This window comes from Chitinophaga qingshengii (assembly GCF_014529935.1).
Lineage (GTDB): Bacteria > Bacteroidota > Bacteroidia > Chitinophagales > Chitinophagaceae > Chitinophaga > Chitinophaga qingshengii.
Map to the genome: position 1 here is coordinate 602,616 of NZ_JACVFC010000004.1, position 20,494 is coordinate 623,109.

At 48.8% G+C, this 20,494-nt stretch carries 17 protein-coding genes and 1 tRNA gene; 7 read left to right on the forward strand and 11 right to left on the reverse strand.

The window, feature by feature from the left end; translation table 11 throughout:
• The 4 genes from ICL07_RS26895 to ICL07_RS26910 are packed head-to-tail and all read left to right on the forward strand — an operon-like array spanning position 1 to position 3,370.
• A complete protein-coding gene (locus ICL07_RS26895) occupies positions 1-900 on the forward strand; it encodes a hypothetical protein (RefSeq protein ID WP_188091141.1) in 900 nt (299 codons plus the stop codon).
• A gap of 7 nt (positions 901-907) precedes the next feature.
• A complete protein-coding gene (locus ICL07_RS26900; protein ID WP_188091142.1) occupies positions 908-1,840 on the forward strand; it encodes a T9SS type B sorting domain-containing protein in 933 nt (310 codons plus the stop codon).
• Positions 1,841-1,849: 9 nt separating this feature from the next.
• On the forward strand, positions 1,850-2,848 hold the full coding sequence (locus ICL07_RS26905; RefSeq protein WP_188091143.1) for a PorP/SprF family type IX secretion system membrane protein: 999 nt from the start codon (positions 1,850-1,852) through the stop codon (positions 2,846-2,848).
• A gap of 12 nt (positions 2,849-2,860) precedes the next feature.
• Positions 2,861-3,370: a hypothetical protein gene (locus ICL07_RS26910; protein WP_188091144.1), complete on the forward strand. Its 510-nt coding sequence runs from the start codon at positions 2,861-2,863 to the stop codon at positions 3,368-3,370.
• Positions 3,371-3,380: 10 nt separating this feature from the next.
• On the opposite strand, the gene ICL07_RS26915 is transcribed toward ICL07_RS26910, so the two are convergent.
• Positions 3,381-3,983 carry an NADPH-dependent F420 reductase gene (locus ICL07_RS26915; RefSeq protein ID WP_188091145.1) on the reverse strand — a complete coding sequence of 201 codons (603 nt, stop codon included), beginning with the start codon at positions 3,981-3,983 and terminating at the stop codon, positions 3,381-3,383.
• A gap of 51 nt (positions 3,984-4,034) precedes the next feature.
• Positions 4,035-4,811 (reverse strand): AraC family transcriptional regulator, encoded by a 777-nt coding sequence (locus ICL07_RS26920; protein WP_188091146.1) that lies wholly within the window; start codon positions 4,809-4,811, stop codon positions 4,035-4,037.
• A gap of 109 nt (positions 4,812-4,920) precedes the next feature.
• Between ICL07_RS26920 and ICL07_RS26925 the strand changes: the two genes are divergently transcribed.
• A complete protein-coding gene (locus tag ICL07_RS26925) occupies positions 4,921-5,598 on the forward strand; it encodes a DUF1345 domain-containing protein (RefSeq protein ID WP_246485176.1) in 678 nt (225 codons plus the stop codon).
• A gap of 139 nt (positions 5,599-5,737) precedes the next feature.
• Positions 5,738-5,809: transfer RNA gene (locus ICL07_RS26930), tRNA-Glu, on the forward strand.
• 48 nt (positions 5,810-5,857) lie between these two features.
• Here the strand turns inward: ICL07_RS26930 and ICL07_RS26935 are convergent.
• Genes ICL07_RS26935 through ICL07_RS26950 form a run of 4 tightly spaced genes read right to left on the reverse strand, consistent with a single transcriptional unit; the run spans position 5,858 to position 11,243 of the window.
• Positions 5,858-6,895, reverse strand: coding sequence for a S66 family peptidase (locus tag ICL07_RS26935; RefSeq protein WP_188091147.1), 1,038 nt, complete (start codon positions 6,893-6,895; stop codon positions 5,858-5,860).
• A 38-nt stretch (positions 6,896-6,933) separates the two neighbouring features.
• Entirely contained in the window at positions 6,934-7,869 is a 936-nt protein-coding gene (locus ICL07_RS26940; RefSeq protein ID WP_188091148.1) for a Dyp-type peroxidase, read from the reverse strand.
• 44 nt (positions 7,870-7,913) lie between these two features.
• Positions 7,914-8,825 (reverse strand): bestrophin family protein, encoded by a 912-nt coding sequence (locus ICL07_RS26945; RefSeq protein WP_188091149.1) that lies wholly within the window; start codon positions 8,823-8,825, stop codon positions 7,914-7,916.
• A 51-nt stretch (positions 8,826-8,876) separates the two neighbouring features.
• Entirely contained in the window at positions 8,877-11,243 is a 2,367-nt protein-coding gene (locus tag ICL07_RS26950; protein WP_188091150.1) for an FdhF/YdeP family oxidoreductase, read from the reverse strand.
• A 276-nt stretch (positions 11,244-11,519) separates the two neighbouring features.
• Between ICL07_RS26950 and ICL07_RS26955 the strand changes: the two genes are divergently transcribed.
• Positions 11,520-14,690 carry a sensor histidine kinase gene (locus ICL07_RS26955; protein ID WP_188091151.1) on the forward strand — a complete coding sequence of 1,057 codons (3,171 nt, stop codon included), beginning with the start codon at positions 11,520-11,522 and terminating at the stop codon, positions 14,688-14,690.
• Positions 14,691-14,729: 39 nt separating this feature from the next.
• Here the strand turns inward: ICL07_RS26955 and ICL07_RS26960 are convergent, their stop codons facing one another.
• From ICL07_RS26960 to ICL07_RS26980, 5 genes are read right to left on the reverse strand one after another with little or no spacing between them, the layout of a single operon-like run.
• The gene (locus ICL07_RS26960; RefSeq protein WP_188091152.1) at positions 14,730-16,136 is read right to left on the reverse strand and encodes an MBL fold metallo-hydrolase; all 1,407 of its coding nucleotides are present in this window, start codon (positions 16,134-16,136) and stop codon (positions 14,730-14,732) included.
• 32 nt (positions 16,137-16,168) lie between these two features.
• Positions 16,169-16,699, reverse strand: coding sequence for a DUF4442 domain-containing protein (locus ICL07_RS26965; protein WP_188091153.1), 531 nt, complete (start codon positions 16,697-16,699; stop codon positions 16,169-16,171).
• The gene (locus ICL07_RS26970; protein ID WP_188091154.1) at positions 16,686-17,195 is read right to left on the reverse strand and encodes a thioredoxin family protein; all 510 of its coding nucleotides are present in this window, start codon (positions 17,193-17,195) and stop codon (positions 16,686-16,688) included. Before ICL07_RS26970 ends, ICL07_RS26965 begins: the two co-directional genes overlap by 14 nt.
• Positions 17,196-17,223: 28 nt before the next feature.
• Positions 17,224-19,221, reverse strand: a complete 1,998-nt coding sequence (gene ppk1 / locus ICL07_RS26975; RefSeq protein WP_188091155.1) for a polyphosphate kinase 1 — start codon at positions 19,219-19,221, stop codon at positions 17,224-17,226.
• 6 nt (positions 19,222-19,227) lie between these two features.
• Positions 19,228-20,463: a Pycsar system effector family protein gene (locus ICL07_RS26980; protein WP_188091156.1), complete on the reverse strand. Its 1,236-nt coding sequence runs from the start codon at positions 20,461-20,463 to the stop codon at positions 19,228-19,230.
• Between the last annotated feature and the right edge of the window lie 31 nt (positions 20,464-20,494).

Sequence of the window (20,494 nt, forward strand, 5' to 3'; positions counted from 1 at the left end):
ATGAAAATTGCTACTTTCGACATCCGCCGGCCTTACCATCCCGTTTCTCTGACCCCTGTTTTAAAGTGCGTGTTCGCTGTTTTGTTATTGTGCACTACGATAAGTGTGCAGGCACAAAAGATTAAATCGCCCGCTGATCTGTCGGTGAGCGATGACCCGGCGAAGGGAACCTCTACTGCTACCGGTACAACCTTGTTCTGTAAGGAGCAGTCCGGATTTAAACTCACCTCCAGTGCCACAGATCCTACCGTGACAACCGGCACGCCGGTGCCCTATACCAGTTGGGCATGGAAAGAGATTGATGCAAACGGAGATCCGGTGGACTTGCCCGCCGGCACCTTCACCGCGGCAAACGAAGTGCTGACAGTAGCTTCCGCCACCCCTGGCTGGCATACCTACCAGGTGATAGCTTCCACCGGCGCATCTGAGTGTCCGGCCGATGCGGTGATCTTCACGGTTTATGTATTACCTGATCTTACGGTTACATCCGTTGTAGATCCTTCTACTACTTCACTTAAATATTGTGCCGCGAATGGCGCGCCAACCGGTACTAATGCCATTAAAATGAACAGCACCGTAACATTTGCTACTGCGCCAAGAAAAGTAAAAGGGTTGAGAGACCTGACAGTGGATGATTTTGAACTGACCTATTCCTGGTCTAAAGAAGAAGTGGGTGTGACCGGATCAAAGACAGAGGTAGGTACAGATGCAAACTATACAGTGACAGAACCTGCTGTAACCGCCACGGGAGGCGCCGACAGGAAATTTACCTACAGCGTAAAAGTAACCTATAAAGTGAAGGGCTGTGGTGATTATGCAGCTACCACTCAATCCGGTTCCAACCCGGCTGTTATCACCGTTACACCTAAACCTGGTAAACCGGTTATTACGATCCAGTAATCCGCTTATGGGTAAAAAAGTAGCCGTTATTATTTTTTTCCTGTGTTGGTGGTTGACTGCTGTTGCGCAGCAACCGCCAACCAGGTATATCATGCCTGGTCAGCAGGTAAAACTGACCGCTGCCACTTCAGATGCTTTGCACTACCGGTGGTACCGTGATGGTATTCCTGTGTCCGGCGCCGCCGGGAAGGAATACATCACCTCTACGCCGGGCAGGTATACCGTGGAAGCATATAACGGTGACGGATGTATGTCGGACCGGTCGGACCCGGTGATAATCGCTGAAATAACCGGACCTGGCCCGGATGCCGATATGCAGATCATTAAAACTGCCGACAATGGGAATGTCCGGGTGAATAGCACCTTCAATTACTATCTGACCGTGGTGAACAAAGGGCCTGCCAGTGCATCCGGTATTGTGGTAACGGATAAACTGCCGCGTCATGTTGCTTATGACGGCCTGTTTGGACCGACGGTAGGCGCAGCCGTTTACCAGGCCAGCGAGCATACGATATTATGGAATATAGATGCGCTGAAAACCGGTGCCACCGCTTCTTTGACTATCAAAGTAAAAGTGCTCGAAGGGGGACAAATCAATAATACAGCCACTGTTACCGCCCATGAAAATGACGACCAACTGCAGAACAATTCCAGTACCCACCAGCTGAAAGTACTGGCGCTGCATATTCCTAACGCCATTACGCCCAATGGAGATGGCGTGAATGAGGTGTTTGTGATCAGCGGACTGGAAGCTTATCCCGTTAATGAACTGACTATCCTGAACCGCTGGGGTAACCATGTATTTGAGCAGAAAGGCTATACACAAAACTGGAGCGGGAAGGGATTGAACGCCGGTACTTATTTCTACCTGCTGCGGGTAAAGGATGAAACCGGCCAGTGGCAGGAGTTTAAAGGGTATATCACGTTACTGAAGCCATAACTGTTTACTATGTGTATCAAAAAATATGTTGTTTTCCTGGCAGGTTTCTTTTGCTGTTGGCAGAAGGTATACGCACAACAGGATGCACAGTTCACCCAGTATATTTTTAATGGTATCTACCTTAATCCTGCTTACGCGGGATACCGGCAGGAGTTCAATGCCCATGCCTTTTACCGGCATCAGTGGGTAGGGGTGCCTGGTGCGCCGGAAACGATGTCCCTGGCAGTAGATGGCAGTGTGAATAACGACCGGGTAGGATTGGCCCTGCAGGTTTCGCAGGATAAAACAGGCGCACAAAGTCAGTTAGCTGCCTATGGTAATTATGCCTATCGTATCCCGCTGGGCGACGAAACGGGGCGGCTGGCCCTGGGCATTGGTGCTGGTATTGTGCAGCAGGGGCTTAACCCGAATGAACTGGATTTTAATAACCCGAATGAACCTGATCTGGCAGGCGCCACACAGCATATGCTGCTGTTCGATGTGCGTGCCGGTGCTTATTATACTACGGAAAATTGGTTTGTGGGTTTTTCGGCAGATAATCTCACCGCTCAGTACCAGGCCAAAAACAAGCCGCTGGGCCACTTCATCCCGGTACCCAAGCCGCATTTTTATTTGACCGCCGGCGCTATGTTTCGGATAAATGACGACGTATACCTGAAACCATCTTTTCTGCTGAAAGAGGATCGTGCCGGTCCTACCAACCTGGACCTGAATATGTTTGTATTACTGAAGGAGGTAGTGTGGGTAGGAGGAGGATACCGCACGGCAGTGGGATTGTTTAACAAACCGGAACTGCAGCCCGGGCTGACTAAGTCAAGCGCCGTGGTAGCGATGGCGGAAGTATTCGTCCTGCCGGAATTAAGGATCGGATACGCGTTTGACTATGCTTTGAACAAATACCGGACCTACAACAACGGTACCCATGAAATATCCGTAGGGTATTATTTTAAGAGAATGGACAATGTCAGGAGAAATTCTTTACGTCAGCTAAGATGTTCGTACTTTTGAGAAACGCCCATCATGAGAATCTTTTTGGTCATCTTCCTGTTGCTTCCGTTTCAGTATGCTTTCAGTCAAAGTCTTACCCTGGCAGATTTTGATACCATTGTTTCAAAACAACATCAACAAAAGGGATTAACGCCGGATGTTTACCGTTTTATAAATGGCAAGATTGATTTCGCATCTATTTATGGTAGTAATGCCAGCAATGGGGACTTCCGGCTGAAGGGAGAAACATTTAAGAAAAGGAAGACTAAAGAGCTGCTTTGGGTGGAAATAAAAGAACATGATGCCCGAAGGAAACTGATCACTTGTTCCATGGGATATACGGCGCCGGCGTTGGTCATCTCAAAAATGAAGGAAGATTTACTCCGAAATGGTTATAAGTACCGGAAAAAGAAAAAATATTATATCAAACGGAAGAACAGAAGGGAATACATGACGGCTGAAGTGAAAAAGCATAGTGTTTATGTATCGGAGTTTGATGACCAGCCTGAGATACTGTTTACGGGCGTTAAACAACTCAAATAAAGAGCGGTAATTATTCCGTTCGTCTCAATAAACGGATACCAAAATCCCGGTTGTATTCCCTGCTAAAGACTTTCCATAGTAACCCCAGGCCAGCTTCCAGATCCAGCATGTCGGCTTCGGTTTTTATCACTACGGGATCAAACCCGATTTCCCGGATAAGCAATGCAACGATGTTTACCGCCGCTTCGTCGGTGCCGGTGATAAACGAGCTGGCGGGTATGTTATCAAACCGGGGCTGGGAAAGGATTTCCCAGGGCGCCAAATGAAACGCCCTCACCACGCGTGCGCCAGCGGCTAATTTCACCACTTCCCGCAGGGAAGACTTGTCCATCCGGTTGAGGCTATTAATGATGATCTTGTTTTGGAAATCGCCCGTCTGTTGCAGGATAATGTCTGTTTCGGCTGCTGGAGCTGCCAATAAAATAATATCCCCAAAGGCAATGGCTTCGTTTACAGTGCCTGTCTTTGCAGTGTGGTGGGTGGCCTGTAGCAATGCCTGCATCTTTGCACTTTCCGGGTGCCGGGAGCTAAACATTACCTGATGTCCCTGTGCGGCCCAGAGTGTTCCCAGTGTACCGCCGATATTGCCGGCGCCTATTGTTGCGATTTTCATGTGAATATACTTTGCCCCAAAGTTAGCCGGCTGTCAATCCGGGAAATTGTATCAGTGCGACATGGTACAACTTTTATATTCTTTGGGTGTGATGTTCAGCATAGCCCTGCAATCGGCGATAAAATGGGACTGGTCAAAATAACCGGCTTCATAAGCTATATCGCTCAGTTTCTGATAACGGTTTTGTTCCAGCAGGTTACGGGCTTTCTCCCATCTTACCATTCGCCTGTATTGCCGCATGTTGATGCCCACCAGTTGCCGAAAGCATCTTTCAATCTGTCGGTTACTGAGAGTTGTAGCGGTTTTGATCGTTTCCAGCGCGGGGAAATCTGTAGTATAACGGAGGGTATCTGCCATCCGGTAGATGAGTTGACGCGTGGGAGAAGGCGCCTGGAGCCTGTTTAACAGGAAGGTTTCTACCAGTTGTATGCGGGTATCCAGCCGGGAAACAGGTTGAAGTGTTTCATACAACTGGTAAATATCGGGGCCAAAAAGATCCGCAGCATCTATCAGCAGGTTGTTGATTTCGTGGAGAGGCAGCTTCACGAAGGCGCTGGCGCCGTAGGCTGTGAAACGTATATTTAGAGCGTCATGATCGGCCCCCTCAGTTCGGTGCAGGTAAAAGGGCCGTTCCTGGTGACCGATCACCGCAATTTTTAACCGGGCACCTTCGTAGCGGGAATGATGGCCAAAATCCATGACCAGCGAAATACCGGCGTGTGGCGGAATATACTTCGAAGGGGCTTCCTTTCCTGACACCTGTATGTAGGTATCCACATAAGGAAGCAGCGGTTGCGCGAATGGTTTTCGTTCCTGGAATGTTGCCATATACTACCGGATCGGTGTTTGTAAAATTACGGCAAACCGGCGGGAATAAATGCCGTACCGCCGCCGAAAAGTGCTATTTTTAACGGGTACTTTCTCAAACCCGGATCTTATGACAAGACGGAGAATGCTCAAAGATGTCCTCCACCTTTATCCCTTACGGCGTATCCTGATCAGCCTGGGACTTACCGCCATCGTTTTCGTTATCCTGTATATGGGCGGAGCGGTTATCAGTCCTTTGGTGTTTTATGTGCTTTTATGGGATGTTTTTGCCCTTTCCTATATAGCTACCGCCTGGGTGGTATTCGTGCGGCGTACGGTGCCTGAAATTCGCAGCTGGGCCCGTGTGGATGATGGGAGTCGCAGCTTCGTGACATTTCTCCTGTTATTATCCTCGTTTGCCAGCATGGTAACGGTCGTATTGCTGATGGTATCGGGACAGGAGAAAGAAACCATTTACCTGCCGGTGGCGATTACCGGGATATTGTCGTCCTGGGCGCTGGTACATACCACCTACAGCTTTCACTATGCACACCTGTATTATGATGATGATGAAAACGATACCAGCCGTCATGCCGGCGGACTGGATTTTCCCCAGGAAAAACATCCGGACTACCTGGACTTCGCCTATTTCTCTTTTGTGATCGGTATGACCTTCCAGGTATCTGATGTACAAATCGGGAACCGTATTCTCCGGCGTACCGTACTGGTACATGGATTGTTGTCCTACATCCTGAATACGTTTGTGGTGGCATTAACCATCAACCTGATTGCGGGGCTGAAACATTAATGCAGTATGTTGCGTTATCATTGCATACCTGGTAAAAAACAGGGGGTAGGAATAAGTTGATCATCTCCCGAAAAAATAATTCAAAAAAAATTTTGTGAAATAAAACTATTCCCTATCTTTGCAATCCCAAAACGGAAACGCCGCGTTGGTCAAGGGGTTAAGACGCCTCCCTTTCACGGAGGAATCACGGGTTCGATTCCCGTACGTGGTACAAAAAAAGCCTGCAAATTTTGCAGGCTTTTTTATTGTTGGTATAGCTTCATATCACACCACTTTCCAAAATCGAAAAGGTTTTATCCGGAGAGTTGATCTCCGCTAACCTGCCATAAGGAAGGGTAAACGATGGAGCGGTATGTCCGAAATCCATTTGGGTAATAACAGGTAGCTCATCTAATCCTTCTTCATCCAGTACTTTTAATAATTCCGTTTCATACTCCGCTGCGTAGCAATTGTCGTAAGGCCTGCCGAAAATAATGCCGCTGGCCTGCTGCAGAATCCCCATCATCGCGTAATTTCTTAACCAGTATCTTACCAACTCCGGCCTGGGTTTATCTTCAGAAGTTTCAAAAAACAAAATGCCCTCTTTCCAGGTGTCCAGGGTGGGCCAGTACGCCGTGCCTTTCAGCATTTCCATTACTTCCATACAACCACCTATCAACCGGCCCCTTGCGATGGTATTGCCACGGACAAAACGCCATCCGGTAGCTGGTGTCAGTTTTCGCCTGGTGTGCTGTAAAGACACATCAAACCAATCGAGATGTTCGGTGGTCCATCCTGCGGTGTTGGGAAGAATCTCACCGATAACACCGGACGAAAAAAGTGTGCTGTTGATATCATCGATCTGATAGGGAAACATGGCTACGTTTTCAGCGAACCCCGTTAACACAGAAGTGCCGTAAAATGAACCCAGTCCGGCTTTCAGACAAAGGAAATGCGTGATGGTGCTATCAGAAAAACCCAGAAAAATTTTGGGGTTGTTTTTAATAACAGCTATATCAACATACTTCAAAATGCGTACGCTGTCATCGCCGCCGATATTGGAGATGATAGCTTTGATGGAAGGATCAGCAAAGGCTTCCATTAAATCTTCGGCCCTGGCCTGCGGATGTTTGTATATCCAGTCAGCCGGTTTTAATGCGTGCCGGGTTTCTACTACATCGAGCTTGAAAATCTCCTTCAATCGTTCTTTTCCTATGGCATAACGATGTGGTAAATCGCCTGCACCTCCCCAGGAAAGGGAAATAGTAGCTACTTTGTCGCCACTGTTTAAACCTTTGGGGGTTATTAAATTCATCATAAAATTTCCTATGCCGTTCAGTATTAAAGGTATGCCGATCAGGAATCTCCTGATGTTACGTTGTTGAGAAAAGTAGTGGTTGGCACAAAAAACAAGGTGCCGGTTACGGGGGTGCTAAAATCCAGCAGCCTGTCATAGTTGCCGGCGGGAGAACCTACAAACATATTGGTCAGCATTTTTTTTACCGTGCTGAATGTGCTGGCATAGGCAATAAAATAGGTTCCCATTTCATTGGTGGCCATATTCCCGAAAGGCATGTTATCCCGGATGATTTTAAAATCATCGCCAACATTGGCCAGGGCACTATGCGCGTTTGCGGGTTTAACATCATCGGGCATTTCAATGTCGCTGTATTTATACCTGCCAAAAACTTTTTCCTGTTCTTCCTGTGGTAATGCTTTGAAGGCGGTTAAATCATGCATGTATTTTTGTACAAAAAGATAGCTCCCTCCTGTATAAGCTGCGTCATTATCACCCACCAGGCCGAAGTAGGAACGTTGTTTTTCCCCACGCGGATTTTCAGTACCATCAACAAAACCTAAAATAGACCGGCCGTCCCAGTACCGGAAGCCGTGGACTTCTTCCACACAGGAGGCAACAGGTTCCAGGTATGAAGAGAGCGCTGCGGTCATATCATAACAAATGCTGATGTCATTGCCTTTGATATGAAAATGTAAATCCCCTTTTGTGGAAACGGCGGTATGTTTTTGTCCTGCTATCGGTGCAAAGTTTTCCAGTTCTTTAGGCAGCGGAACAGGCAATTTAAGCCGGTGCCAGGCATCATAGCCGATACCCATAATACAACATACTCCACCATCGGGAAACCGCGTATCATTGGAATGATTAAGATTGATGACCAGTTTGCAGACCCTTGCGAAAGCATCGGTGACGTCCATATCGTTTTTAAAATTCCAGACCATGAAAATGGTATTGTTTCCCTGATCGTTTATTATATTCTGTGGTACCTGGTCCATAGTTAGGAGTGATGTTTTTCGGTTGTTAATTATTTTCTGAATACCTAGTCAATAATGTGATGACCACTTTTTTCGTCGGTTGCTGTCGGCAGCCCCGCCAGTTCAAAAATAGTATGATTTATCATTCGGCACATCGCATTCAGGGCCAGGTCATTGGCTTCGGTGCCAAAAGGTTCTTCAATTTCATCGGCAATCGCCTCAAAAGCAACAAAGGTGTATCCTATAAAAGCGACAATGAATGGCGTGAACCATCCGAGACTGTCCACCAGTCCAAAGGGTAATAAAAAACAATAGATATATACCGTCCGGTGCAGCAGCACCCGGTAGCTATAGGGGAGTGGCGTGGAAATAATCCGCTCACAGCCACCTACTACTTCCTCCAGTTTGTCGAGATTTTCATCGAAGCGTGCCTGTTGTAAGGAGTCAATATGGTTCTCCTGCCGTTTTTGCTGCACCCATGTTGCCATGAGCTTTGTCAATATTACCGGTTTATATTGAGCGGTCATCACCAGGTTTAATTGTTGTTCGGGAAGACGTGTTTCCAGGTCCTTCCGGGGATCGGTGCCACGCAACTGATGTTTTAAAGCATACGGGAAAGCACTGAGCAGTTGTATGAATGCGCTGGCATCGGACGTTGCAGTATTTCCCAGGGTTAATGCCTGACGTGCCAGTGACCGTGTGTGATTGAGCAGCGCGCCCCAGAGTTTGCGTCCTTCCCAGAAACGATCGTAACTGGCGCTGTTGCGGAATCCGAGAAACAGGGCCAGTACAAATCCAAACAAGGTGAAAGGCGCCGGATTCAACGGTACTTTAAAGGAGAAGATCGTTCCCCGGAGATATACTATAACAGCAGAAAACAACAGCAACAGAAGCAGCCGGGGTAACAAACGCGGCAACACAGAGCCGTGCCACACAAAAAGCATTCTGAACCAGTGCTCTTTTTTTTTGATAATCATATAACTGATGCGACGTTAGACAAGGGACTAAGATAGCGGCTTTAAAAGTTTTTACAAATGGGATGTCTTTTGATAAACTGCCTCATCATGCTTCCTGATCTTAATCCTGACATATTTGGAAGCAGGCATATTGCTTTCCTTTACAACATTGTTGACAGATACCAGCACGTTGGTTTCCGGAAAATAGGTCACCGTGTTTTTTTCGGGTATGGGGTACGGTACAATGACAAACAAAGGAGCCACCCGTTCTATGCCGTCATCGTAATTGAACAGGTCTACCTTATCGCCAGCCCTGAATCCAGCCCGTTCGATGTCTTTTTCATTCATAAAGATCACCCGGCGTCCATTATGAACACCTCTGTACCGGTCGTCCAATCCGTAAATGGTGGTATTGAACTGATCGTGTGTACGGGTGGTAGCCATCATGTACTCATCATCGGCCAGTGTATTATCCGGAATTTCGGTGATGGTAAAGGGGGCGCGGTAATCATATTTTGGGGCGAAACGTTGTTCATCCCTGGCGGCATTAGGCAAATAGAATCCGCCTTTCTGCCGTACTCTTTCATTGTAGTTGTTAAATCCGGGGATACATTGTTCGATGGCATCCCGTACAGCATCGTAGCTGTCGTGGTACCGTTGCCAGTTGACAATATGATTTTCGCCCAAAGTGGCCATGGCCATGCGGCAAACGATCTGTGTTTCGTTAATCAGGTTGTCAGAAACAGCTTTTAGCACTCCTTTTGAAGATTGTACTACGCCCATGGAATTTTCGGTGCTGACAATCTGTAATTCACCCTTTACGATATCGAAATCCGCCCGGGAATAGGTAGGCAGGATAAGCGCCTCTTTCCCGTGTACGAGGTGGCCACGGTTTAATTTTGTAGATACACAAACCAACAGCTTCAGTTTCCGTAGGGCGTTAGCCGTATAGGTAGTGTCTGGTGCGGCAGACAGCAGGTTACCCCCCATACAGAACAGCACTTTCACTTTTTCTTCATGGATGGCTTTAATGGCACGGACTACATCGTAGCCATGTTTCCGTGGCATTTTAAAACCATAGTATTTCTCCAGCCGGTCCAGTTGTTCATCGGTAGGTTTTTCGTCGATGAGCATGGTGCGGTTGCCTTGTACATTACTATGCCCGCGTACCGGGCAAAGGCCACCACCCCTGATGCCAATGCTTCCTTTCAACAGCACGATATTGAGCATTTCACGCACCATATCCACGCCATTGGGCTGTTGGGTGATACCCATGCCCCAACAAATGATGATACGTTTTTTATATGCGATCATTTGTGCCGCTTCGCGTAGCAGAGCAGTCGCAACGCCGCATTCTTTTGAGAGGTCTTCCAGGTTGTATTGCCCGAATTGTTTTATAAAATCGTCGTAACCGGTGGTTTTTTCTTTGATGAATGATTGATCAAGTACTTTACCGGGGGATTGTTTTTCAAAGTCGAGCAGCAACATTTCCAGGGCTTTTAGCAATGCCATGTCCCCGTTTATTTTTACGGGGAGATAAAGGTCGGCCAGTTTAACACCGTCGCCGATAATGCCTTTCACGGCCTGCGGGTCTTTAAAACCCATTAAACCCGCTTCCGGTAAAGGATTAACGGCAATAATCTTCCCGCCGTTTCCCTTACACTTTGACAAGGCGCTCAGCATACGGGGGGCATTGGTACCGGGATTCTGCCCCACGATGATCACCACTTCCGCATCATGCATATCCTCCAGGGTGACCGTGCCTTTACCGATGCCGATGGTAGGGCGCAATCCTGAGCCGGATGTTTCATGGCACATATTGGAGCAGTCGGGCATATTGAGCGTGCCATAAGCTTTGGCGAAAAGTTGATAAACAAAGGACGCTTCATTGCTGGTCCTGCCGGATGTATAAAAGGCTGCTTCATCCGGAGATGCCAGCGCGTGGAGGTGTTGTGCTATTTTTTTGAAGGCGTCGTCCCAGCTGATGGGCTGGTAGTGAGCACCGCCTTCCGGCAGGTACACCGGGTCTGTAAGCCGGCCCAGTTTCCCGATATGATAGTCGTCCAATTCTGCGAGGTCGTATACGGCGTTTTTGCGGAAAAATTCGGGGGTGACTTTTTTGGTAGTGGCTTCCTCTGCCAGCGCTTTAGCGCCGTTCTCACAATATTCCGCTATAGGGGAGCGGTCATCGTCCGGATCAGGCCAGGCGCAGCTGGAACAATCGAAGCCACCGAACTGGTTCATTTTAAACAGCGCCATTGTTCCTCTTAACAATGCTTTTTCTTCAATAAGGTCTGCAAAAGAAGCCAGTACGGCCGGAATACCTGCTGCTTTCTTCTCCACCTTCGTGATCTTCAGATGACCTGTGAGACGGATGGGGTTTTCCGCAGCTGGTTCTTTGGGACTGCTGTTTTTTACATCTTTTTTATTGTCTTCCATAAAAAGATTTTTAAAGGCAGTCACACAATGTCCTCCATCCACATGCGATGCAGCGTGATCTGCCTTATAAATTTAATGAAAAAAAATGACAGCATTTTCGGCTGTGCCGGATCGTTCATGGCCGTAGGTTATTCCGGCGCAGGCCCTTTCAGCGGCGCCTTCTGTAATTTTCCACTTCCCGGCCTTCTGATTTCCAAAAGAAACGGTTTTTTTGCCTTAAATATCCCCGTAACATTTAGTACATTTATCTCGCAGCCAATTTTTTTCCTGACTATCATGATCGCACAGCTTATCCGGTCAATCACCCCAAGACGGTATGGCACAACGAGGTATTTATACAGCCTGTTGTGTTGTTTGTTGCTGGGTATTACTGCCAGCGGGCAGCAGGAAAATATCTCCTATCACTTCCGGCATCTGGATATTAGCACCGGTCTTGCCAGCAATCACGTTTCCGCTATCCTGCAGGACCGGAAAGGGTTTATCTGGATTGCCAGCACCGCACTGCAGCGGTACGATGGTACCAACCTGGTCACCATGGCCAATTTCGACCGGGTACCGGGTTCTATTTATTATGATGATATCTGTCTTTGTGAAGATAACCGGGGCCGCATCTGGATGGGTACCCCGGATAATATTCGTGTATACGACCCGGTTACCACGCTGATAAAAACCTTGCCGGTGGCCGACCGCACAGCACTGCCGGAAGGATTGCAATGCAGTAACATCATCCAGGACCGTAGTGGTGTGATATGGGCCACCACCCGCGAAGGCCTCATGCAGTTTGATGAAGCATCGTTCAGTTTCCACAAGGCAGCTATGATCCCCGAAGCGGACCGCCTGCAAATGGAAGATGCTATTATGGAAGACGATGCCGGTAACCTGTGGATCAGTGGTACCAAACATCTGTATATCCTGGACCGTGACCGCAGGCAGCTGTATACGCCCGACAATAACCCGCGGCATCTGCCTGTATTTAATATCCATAACAGTTTTAAAAAGATTTATACCGATGCCCGCCATCATATCTGGCTGGCAGGCAGAGGCGGCATCCTTTACTACTATGATCCCGTTGCCAATAAGCTGGAAGACTACCGGCTTAAAACGCCTCAGGCGGATAATATCTTCGATGTGATGACCGATGGCAACCAGCAACTCTGGATCGCTACCGAAAAAGGCGGCATCTTCCGCTTTAACGACTCCACCCACCGGTTCGATTTTAATATCACCAGCAACAATGACGATGAGCGCGGATTCCATTACGATTACGAAGCCAACTGCATGCTGAGCGACCGGGAAGGGCATCTGTGGATTGGTACCGATCGCGGTGTGAATATCCTTAGCATTCACAATACTTCTTTCCGGATGCTGGACCACCGCACTGTTTTCGCCAATACAGATAAACGGCTGCCGGCAGCTGAAGTAACGGGTATCTACCAGGGTAGTAACGGTGACGTATATATCGGATACTGGGGCAAGGGATTTAGCCGGTTATCTCCCCAACTGCAATTAATGGGTAACTATTACCCTGGAAAAGACGCTGCGTCCACTATCCCGGAGGAAAGAGGACTGGTATGGAGTTTTACTGAATTGAAAGATGGTACCATCCTGGTAGGACAGGAGAACGGTAACCTGTCTTTGTTTAATCCCGCTACCGGCCGGTTTATCCGGCATCTCAGTTCTCCCGCCCTGCATGAACAAACACTGTTGCGCATGCTGGTACAAAGCGATACCACCGTGTGGATAGGTTTGTATAAACGCGGTTTGGCCAGCTGGAACCCGCGCAACGACAAATTCCGGTACTTCCATGAAATCACCGATTCATTAAAACGCCCCTTGTCCGTGCTGCAAATTGTGGCGGAAGGGGATTCCCTGCTGTGGCTTGCATCCAGCGGCGGCGGCCTGATTCTTTTTAATCCGCACACCCGCAAAATCGTTTCCCAACAAAACTTCGACTGGCATCAGCATAGCTATAGTAATGTAACTTCCCTTGTCCGGTACAACGACAGTACCCTGTTGGCCGGTACGGACCATGGGTTGTGGATCTGCAATACCCGGAAAGGAACGTATACGCCTATACAAACCGGCGGGCATCTTTTCGACGAATGGGTGTTAAATATCCGGGAAGATATTCCCGGCAAATTCTGGTTTATCACGCCCTATGGTTTCTATCGCTACACCATCGCTGATGGCAGCCTGGAGACATTCACCCAGAATGACGATATCATTGATAACTCCCGGAAAGTGCGCCGCCGCATCACCTGGCTGAAGGATGGCCGTTTGCTGGTGGGTGCTTCCGACCACTTCGTGGTATTTGAACCGGATAAGCTGAAAGTGGCGCCACCACCGCCGGATGTAACCATCGTTAATATGAAGGCGCTGGATAGCATCGTGCTCATAGAAGCTGCGCTACAGGACCATAAAGCAGTGGAGTTGAATCACCGCCGGAATATCATCAGTGTGGAGTTTAAAAGTCTATCGTACCACCATGAAAAAATCCGTTACTACTACCAGCTGGAGGGATTGGATGAAGATTGGGTGAGCGCGGAAAATATGCTGGTAGCCAAGTATACCAACCTGGCGCCGGGCTCCTATACTTTCCGGGTACGGGCTGTTAACTCCGCCGGTACTTTCTCCCGGCATATCAGTGAATTGAAGATATTCATCCGGCCGGCTTTCTGGCAAACACCCTGGTTCCGTATGTTGTGCCTGTTGGCCGCGCTGGGACTGGTAGCGCTCTACCTGCGACTCCGTATTACCTCTGTGAAAAAAGAGGCCCGGGAAAGGGCTGCTATTCAGCAACAAATGGCACAACTGGAAATGAAGGCGCTGCGTGCACAAATGAATCCGCATTTTATTTTCAACGCACTGAACTCTATACAAACCTTTATGATGAAAAGTGAAACGGAACAGGCGCTCGCCTACCTGGCCCGTTTTGCACGGCTGATCCGGAATGTGCTGGACAACTCACAACTGAACAATATCCCCGTTTCCAAAGAGGTGAATATGCTCACCAATTACCTGGAACTGGAGAAACTGCGTTTTACCGATGCGTTTGAATATGAGTTTATTGTTGACCCTGAACTGGAAGCCGATCTGGTGGAGATTCCCACCATGATCCTGCAGCCTTTTGTGGAAAACGCTATCTGGCATGGTATCCTGCATGTTCCCGCCAAAGGAAAAATCAGGATCATGTTTGCCCGTATAGGCGACAGGGTTTTATGTACCATAGAGGATAACGGTATAGGCAGGGCAAAATCGGCCGCCATCCGGAAAAAGGATAAACAACAACATTATTCCCGTGGATTACAGATCACGCGCGATAGATTACAGTTGTATAACAGCCGTTTTAATATGGATGCCAGTTTTGATATTGAAGATTTGGACGATGGATCGGGAAATCCAACAGGGACAAGGGTTAATATCTGGTTCCCGTATGTGGAAGAATAAAACAGATTACGGACATGGTCCGTAATCTGTCAGCATTATTTATCTCAGGCCAATTTCATAATGTCTTTCCGGAATTTCGATATCCAGGAATCCTTTTTTGAGCAGCCAGTTTTTGAAGATGACCTGCACATCGTATTCACCATGTACCAGGAATAATTTTTTCACATCGCCCGGGTGTTGGCAAGCGAGCCACTGGCTAAGGTCTTCGTAGTCGCCGTGTGCACTCATGGAACGGATCACGCCTACTTCCGCTTTCACCGCGTAGCGGGTACCAAAAATAGATACTTCCTTATTGCCTCTCATCAGGCGGCCGCCGAGCGACTGTGGTTCGCAATAACCGACGATCAGGATGGTATTTCTTTCCTCATCGATATTATTGGCGATATGATGTTTAACGCGGCCTGCATCTGCCATGCCGGATGCGGAGATGATCACGCAGGGTTCCTTGCGGAAATTGAGGCCCTTGGATTCATCCACCGATTTGATGTAGTGCAGTCCGGGGAAATCGAATGGATCGTCGTCCCGTTTCAGCACGTCGGATACCTCGCGGTTAAATACTTCAGGGTGTGCTTTGGTAACGGCAGTAGCTTCGGTAGACAGGGGGCTGTCCACGAAGATGTCTACTTTAGGCAGGGTACCGTTCAGCTGTGCTTTGTTCAGGGCGTACAGCAGTTCCTGGGTACGGCCTACGCTAAACGCAGGGATGATCAGCTTACCTCTTTTGTCTACGCAGGTTTCCCGGATGTAGCGCAGCAATTCAGCGTCTGCCGGCGCTGCATCTGCATGGAGGGTGCTGCCATAGGTAGACTCAATGAGGATGTAATCTGCCTGTGGGAAAGTCGCCGGGGATTTAAGGATCGCGTCATTATACCGGCCTATGTCACCGCTGAAAGTGATCTGTTCTGTTTTACCGTTTTCGGTGATACGCAGGTGTACGGAGGCGGCGCCTACGATATGACCGGCATCGGTATACATCAGTTGTATATCCGGATCGATGTTGACCCAGGTATTGTAGTTGCTGACTGGTTTAAGATGCTGTATTGCGCTTTTAGCATCATCTACGGTGTAGAGTGGCAATACATAGGGTTTGCCTTCATTTGCCCTTTTTTTGTTGGTGAACTTCACATCTTCTTCCTGGATTTCTGCGGAGTCGAGCAGGAGGATCTCTGTCATGTCACGGGTTCCGGGGGTGCAGTAAATGTCACCGTTATAGCCCATCTTCACCAGGCGGGGAATCAGGCCGGAGTGATCGATATGGGCGTGCGACAGCACCATGTACGTGACTTCAGCGGGTTCAAAGCCAAAGTCTCTGTTCAGTTCATCGGTTTCTGCGCCCATGCCTTGAAACATGCCGCAGTCCAACAGAATCTTCTTGCCATTCTTCAGGGTGATGAGGTGCTTGGAACCGGTAACGGTGCGGGCTGCACCATGGAATGCTATTTTCATATCCTTGATTTAGGGTGATGAACACCATTTTTTTAAGATTTGCCTTTAAAAGACCAGGTAATGGCGAACGAGGCAATTAATGTGCCTTGTTTGTCCCTGCCTTCACTGCGCAGGGTAACGGTGACTGCCTCCTCCTGGTTCAACGCTTTGCTGATAGCGTCTTTTAGTGCGGGAAGGTCATTACAGGTAAAGTAGGTGATACCGGTAGCTTTTTTCACAAAAACGGATTCAAGCCCGGTAACGAGCATGGATACACGTTTGGGTGCACTCTGAACATACATCATGGCAGGCAGGCCGGTGCTCATTTCTGCGGCCATCGCCAGACAGGCGAAGTAGGTAGAACGGAAGGGGTTCTGTGACAACCATCGGAAAGGGATGGAAGTAATACAGGCATCTTCACTGATAGCCTTTATCCGTACACCGGCCAGCCAGGCTGCCGGCAGCTTCCAGAAAAGATAGGCCCGAAATTTAAACGGATGCTGCGCAAACTTTATAAAAGTATGCACGGCATCCGTATTAAAATTGGTTCCACCGTTAGGTATGACAATATTATTCGTTGACATAATTGGAAGGCATTAAGGCTGCGGGAGACCATTGTTTGAAGAACTCCATCAGCTTCTTTTTGTCGTAGGAGTCTGCAGATTCCAGCAGGCCGGTATTTTGCGTATGCAACCGGGTTCCTTTGGCATCCAGTATCACCAGTACCGGAAAACCGAAACGCTGCGGATATCCCAGCTCTTTCAGGATCGGCAGGTTTTTATTTTCCTTGCTATAGTTCAGGTGATACACGACGTAGTTCTTGTTCATCGCCGCTTTCAGCTCGGCATCGTCTTCCACGAACTTGTACAGCCGTTTACACCAGATGCACCAGTTACCACCTATCTGTAATAATACGTGTTTGTTCTCTTTGGCAGCCTGTTTCAGGGCGGCGGCCATATCCGCTTTGGCATCTGCGGAAGGGTTGTAAATATGTTCCAGGTCATGCGTCTGCGCTTGTACCTTTATCGCCGGCAAGGCGAAGAAAAGGCCCAGGAACAGTGCCCATACTATCTTCTTCATAAAACTTGGTTTATTCATCCGATCTAATTTACACTATATTTTGCACATACGTTTGTATGGCTTGCTGCGCCTGCCGGCCATCGGCCAGTTGCAGGGCTACAATGTCTTTCAGCTGTTGCTGCAGCGTGGCATGGTATACGGGTACGCATACTTCGATACGGCGATGCAGGTTGCGGTTCATCCAGTCGGCAGAACCCATGTATACTTCTTCCCGGCCATTGTTATGGAAGATAAACACCCGGGCATGCTCTAGGTAACGGTCTACAATCCGTACCACGCGGATACGGCTGCTCTCCGGGATACCGGTCAACAGGCAGTTGATACTGCGCACCACCAGGTTCACTTCCACACCGGCCTCACTGGCTTCATACAGTTTGGCGATCATCGCTTTCTCCTGCAGGTTGTTGATTTTGATGGTCACCTTTGCCGGCAGCCCCTGTTGGGCATGGGCAATTTCGCGGTCTATCATCTCCGTAAAGCGGGTCAGCATATTAAACTGCGCTACCAGCAAATGCCCGAATTGCAGGAAATGATAAGCCATCGGCTGTTCCCTGCTTTGCAGGTAAAGGAACAACAGTTCCATCTCCCGGGTAATACCGGCATGTGAAGTAAACAGCACATGGTCGGTATAAAAACGGGCCGTGCTTTCGTTGAAATTCCCGGTGGCAATAAGACCGGAATAATCCCATTGATAACCACGCCGGCGCTTTACCAGCGCTGTTTTGGCATGCACTTTCATACCGGGTATACTGTAAATAAGTTTCACCCCGGCTTCTTTCATCTTTTTAGACCACCGGATATTATTGGCTTCATCGAAGCGCGCTTTAAGTTCTACGAAAACGGTCACCGCTTTGCCATTACGGGCAGCGCTGATGAGGGCCTGGGCTATCTGCGAACCGGAAGCGATCCGGTAAAGGGTGACGTATATTTCTTCTACATCAGGATCTACGGCAGCTTCGCTGAAGAAACGCAGCACAGGGTCGTACTGTTCGTAGGGAAGATGCAACAGCAGGTCCCGGCGCTGGATAAGGTCCAGCAGATAATCGGCTGCCGCCGCCTCCGGATGTACCACCGGCTTTGCTTTGGGATACAGGAAAGCGCCGGGAAGACCCGCCGGTAAAGGCAGATCGGCCAGGTCTTTCAGGTTGTGGTAACGGCCACCGGGCACCATTTCATTATCGGCTACGTCAAACCGGGCGGCCAGGAAATTACGGAGCGACAGCGGCATGGCAGCGTCATACAGAAAGCGGGTAGGCACACCCAGTTCCCTTTTACGGATCGCTGTCTCTACCTCTTCCAATACATCGCCTTTCATTTCATCCATGTCTATTTCCGCATTGCGCGTGAGTTTGATGCAATAGCTGTCATGGATGATGTAGCCCCGGAAAAGATAGGGCAGATGCACCCGGATCACGTCGTCCAGGAAGGCGATATGGTATTGATCGTCCGCCGCGTCAAGCGACAGGAAACGTTTCAGCCCTGCGGGAATATTCACCAATACAATTTCCCGTATATCCGGCGCCGTTTGTGGACTGAGCGTCACTACCAGGTAGAGGGCGTTGTTTTCCGGGAAAAACTTTTTATGCCGCTGGCTAAGCCATACCGGTTGCAGACAGGCTTGTACAGCGGTCTGAAAGTAAGACCGGGTGAAGGTAGCCAGCTCCGGGTGTGGCTGCACCGGTCCATAGGATAACATGATCCCATGTTGTTGCAGCGCCGGTAAAATCATACCGGTAAATATCCGGCCGTATTCTTCCTGTTGCCGGTTGATGGTATCCAGCACCTCCTGCAGGGTTTCCGGAGTGGGAGATTCTTCCCCGGCAGCTTCTGGATCGTGTTCTAATACCTTGTTGATAGCCAGGATAGCGGGCATCCGCACCCGGAAAAACTCGTCGAGGTTGGAAGAGAAGATGGACAGGAATTTAATACGTTCGTATAGTGGTACCTGTGAGTCGGCAGCCATTTGCAATACCCGGTGGTTGAAGGACAACCAGCTAAGATCGCGGTTATATAAAGGAATAGCCATGAATACTTACGCTTTTACCGGGAAAAAGATAGCGGCAATCATGAAGGCCAGCACAGAGATGATCAGTCCAAACATGAATACGTTATAGGATATACGCAGCAATTTGTATTTATGAGCCAGTACTACGCCCAGGTGGTACACGTCTTTGGTCATGCTGCCATACAGGAAATCGGCGTCGTTCATCATCTGCCTCATTCCCCATTCATATTCATCCAGCTTCATCTTATAAAAGTTACCAAAGAAAAGCAGGTTGGCATTTTTGTTGGAAATATCTTCTTTGGTGAAAGTGCCACTGGTTACATTGGGCCTGGTGGCCAGTACCGCAAAAACCACCGTGGTAAGGGCAGTAGCCAGGAAGATCACGGCAGGAATCACCATGTTTGGATAGTCTTCTATCCGCCGTACCAATACTGTGAGCATAAACGAAATGATAATGGAGTTGACCGAAATCATGATATGCGCTTTGCTGTCGGCCATAGAGCTCAACCGGATATGGTTGGTGGAAGTGATGCGGAACATGGTTTCCACGCCGCGGTCCGGTTTTTTCAGCTTCTTTTTATTTTTCTCCAGGAGCTCGGCGTCCGGGGTACCGGCATTATCGGCCGGAGCAATGACTACCGGAGCTTCGGCAGCTTCGGCAGATTTTTTCTCCATTTTTTTTAGCAGCTTTTGCAGATTCTCGTTTTTCTGTTGTTGGGTGTATGTCTTCGCGTAATCGGTCCAGTAGTGGTGGTCGGTGAGAAACTTGATATTACCCGCCAGCCAGTTGGCGGCCGGTATGTCCTGTTGTATTCTCAGTTCCACTTCCTTGCGCAGTAACTTATTACGGTCCGCATAGTCTTTGGAGCCGAGGTGAAACAGGTCGGCATCACAAACAATCTGTTCTACCAGGGTATGGGGCGATTGTGGCATTTTAGTGGCCAGGATAGCGCCTTTCACCATCGCCTGTATGTTTTCGGAAGCCTGCTGGCTTTGCAGGAAGCGGACCGCTTCTTCGGCGCCGTTTTGTTCGTGAGCGGGCGCTTCTCCCAGGAGATAGCCGGCGTCGTGAAACCAGGCAGCTACATAGACGGCTTGCAGTTCTTCGTCCTGCAGCCGGTAATGTGCGGCAATCTGTGCGGCGGCTTTTACCACCTGCTGCGTATGTTCAAGATTGTGATATACCAGTTCCGGATGCGGATGTTGCTGATACTGGCCCGTGATATAGTCTCTGGCAGCATCGATGAGTGAGCTGTTCTGCATATTCATAGTTTTGTCCGGCAAAGGCGGAAAA

Bases quoted from the DNA above. Each gene is read 5' to 3' on its own strand.
- ICL07_RS26895 (WP_188091141.1), top strand. From the start codon at position 1: ATGAAAATTGCTACTTTCGACATCCGCCGGCCTTACCATCCCGTTTCT.
- ICL07_RS26955 (WP_188091151.1), top strand. From the start codon at position 11,520: ATGATCGCACAGCTTATCCGGTCAATCACCCCAAGACGGTATGGCACA.
- ICL07_RS26945 (WP_188091149.1), bottom strand. From the start codon at position 8,825: ATGATTATCAAAAAAAAAGAGCACTGGTTCAGAATGCTTTTTGTGTGG.
- ICL07_RS26960 (WP_188091152.1), bottom strand. From the start codon at position 16,136: ATGAAAATAGCATTCCATGGTGCAGCCCGCACCGTTACCGGTTCCAAG.
- ICL07_RS26920 (WP_188091146.1), bottom strand. From the start codon at position 4,811: ATGGCAACATTCCAGGAACGAAAACCATTCGCGCAACCGCTGCTTCCT.
- ICL07_RS26970 (WP_188091154.1), bottom strand. From the start codon at position 17,195: ATGAAGAAGATAGTATGGGCACTGTTCCTGGGCCTTTTCTTCGCCTTG.
- ICL07_RS26910 (WP_188091144.1), top strand. From the start codon at position 2,861: ATGAGAATCTTTTTGGTCATCTTCCTGTTGCTTCCGTTTCAGTATGCT.
- ICL07_RS26900 (WP_188091142.1), top strand. From the start codon at position 908: ATGGGTAAAAAAGTAGCCGTTATTATTTTTTTCCTGTGTTGGTGGTTG.
- ICL07_RS26980 (WP_188091156.1), bottom strand. From the start codon at position 20,463: ATGCAGAACAGCTCACTCATCGATGCTGCCAGAGACTATATCACGGGC.
- ICL07_RS26915 (WP_188091145.1), bottom strand. From the start codon at position 3,983: ATGAAAATCGCAACAATAGGCGCCGGCAATATCGGCGGTACACTGGGA.
- ICL07_RS26940 (WP_188091148.1), bottom strand. From the start codon at position 7,869: ATGGACCAGGTACCACAGAATATAATAAACGATCAGGGAAACAATACC.
- ppk1 (WP_188091155.1), bottom strand. From the start codon at position 19,221: ATGGCTATTCCTTTATATAACCGCGATCTTAGCTGGTTGTCCTTCAAC.
- ICL07_RS26935 (WP_188091147.1), bottom strand. From the start codon at position 6,895: ATGATGAATTTAATAACCCCCAAAGGTTTAAACAGTGGCGACAAAGTA.
- ICL07_RS26950 (WP_188091150.1), bottom strand. From the start codon at position 11,243: ATGGAAGACAATAAAAAAGATGTAAAAAACAGCAGTCCCAAAGAACCA.
- ICL07_RS26965 (WP_188091153.1), bottom strand. From the start codon at position 16,699: ATGTCAACGAATAATATTGTCATACCTAACGGTGGAACCAATTTTAAT.
- ICL07_RS26925 (WP_246485176.1), top strand. From the start codon at position 4,921: ATGACAAGACGGAGAATGCTCAAAGATGTCCTCCACCTTTATCCCTTA.
- ICL07_RS26905 (WP_188091143.1), top strand. From the start codon at position 1,850: ATGTGTATCAAAAAATATGTTGTTTTCCTGGCAGGTTTCTTTTGCTGT.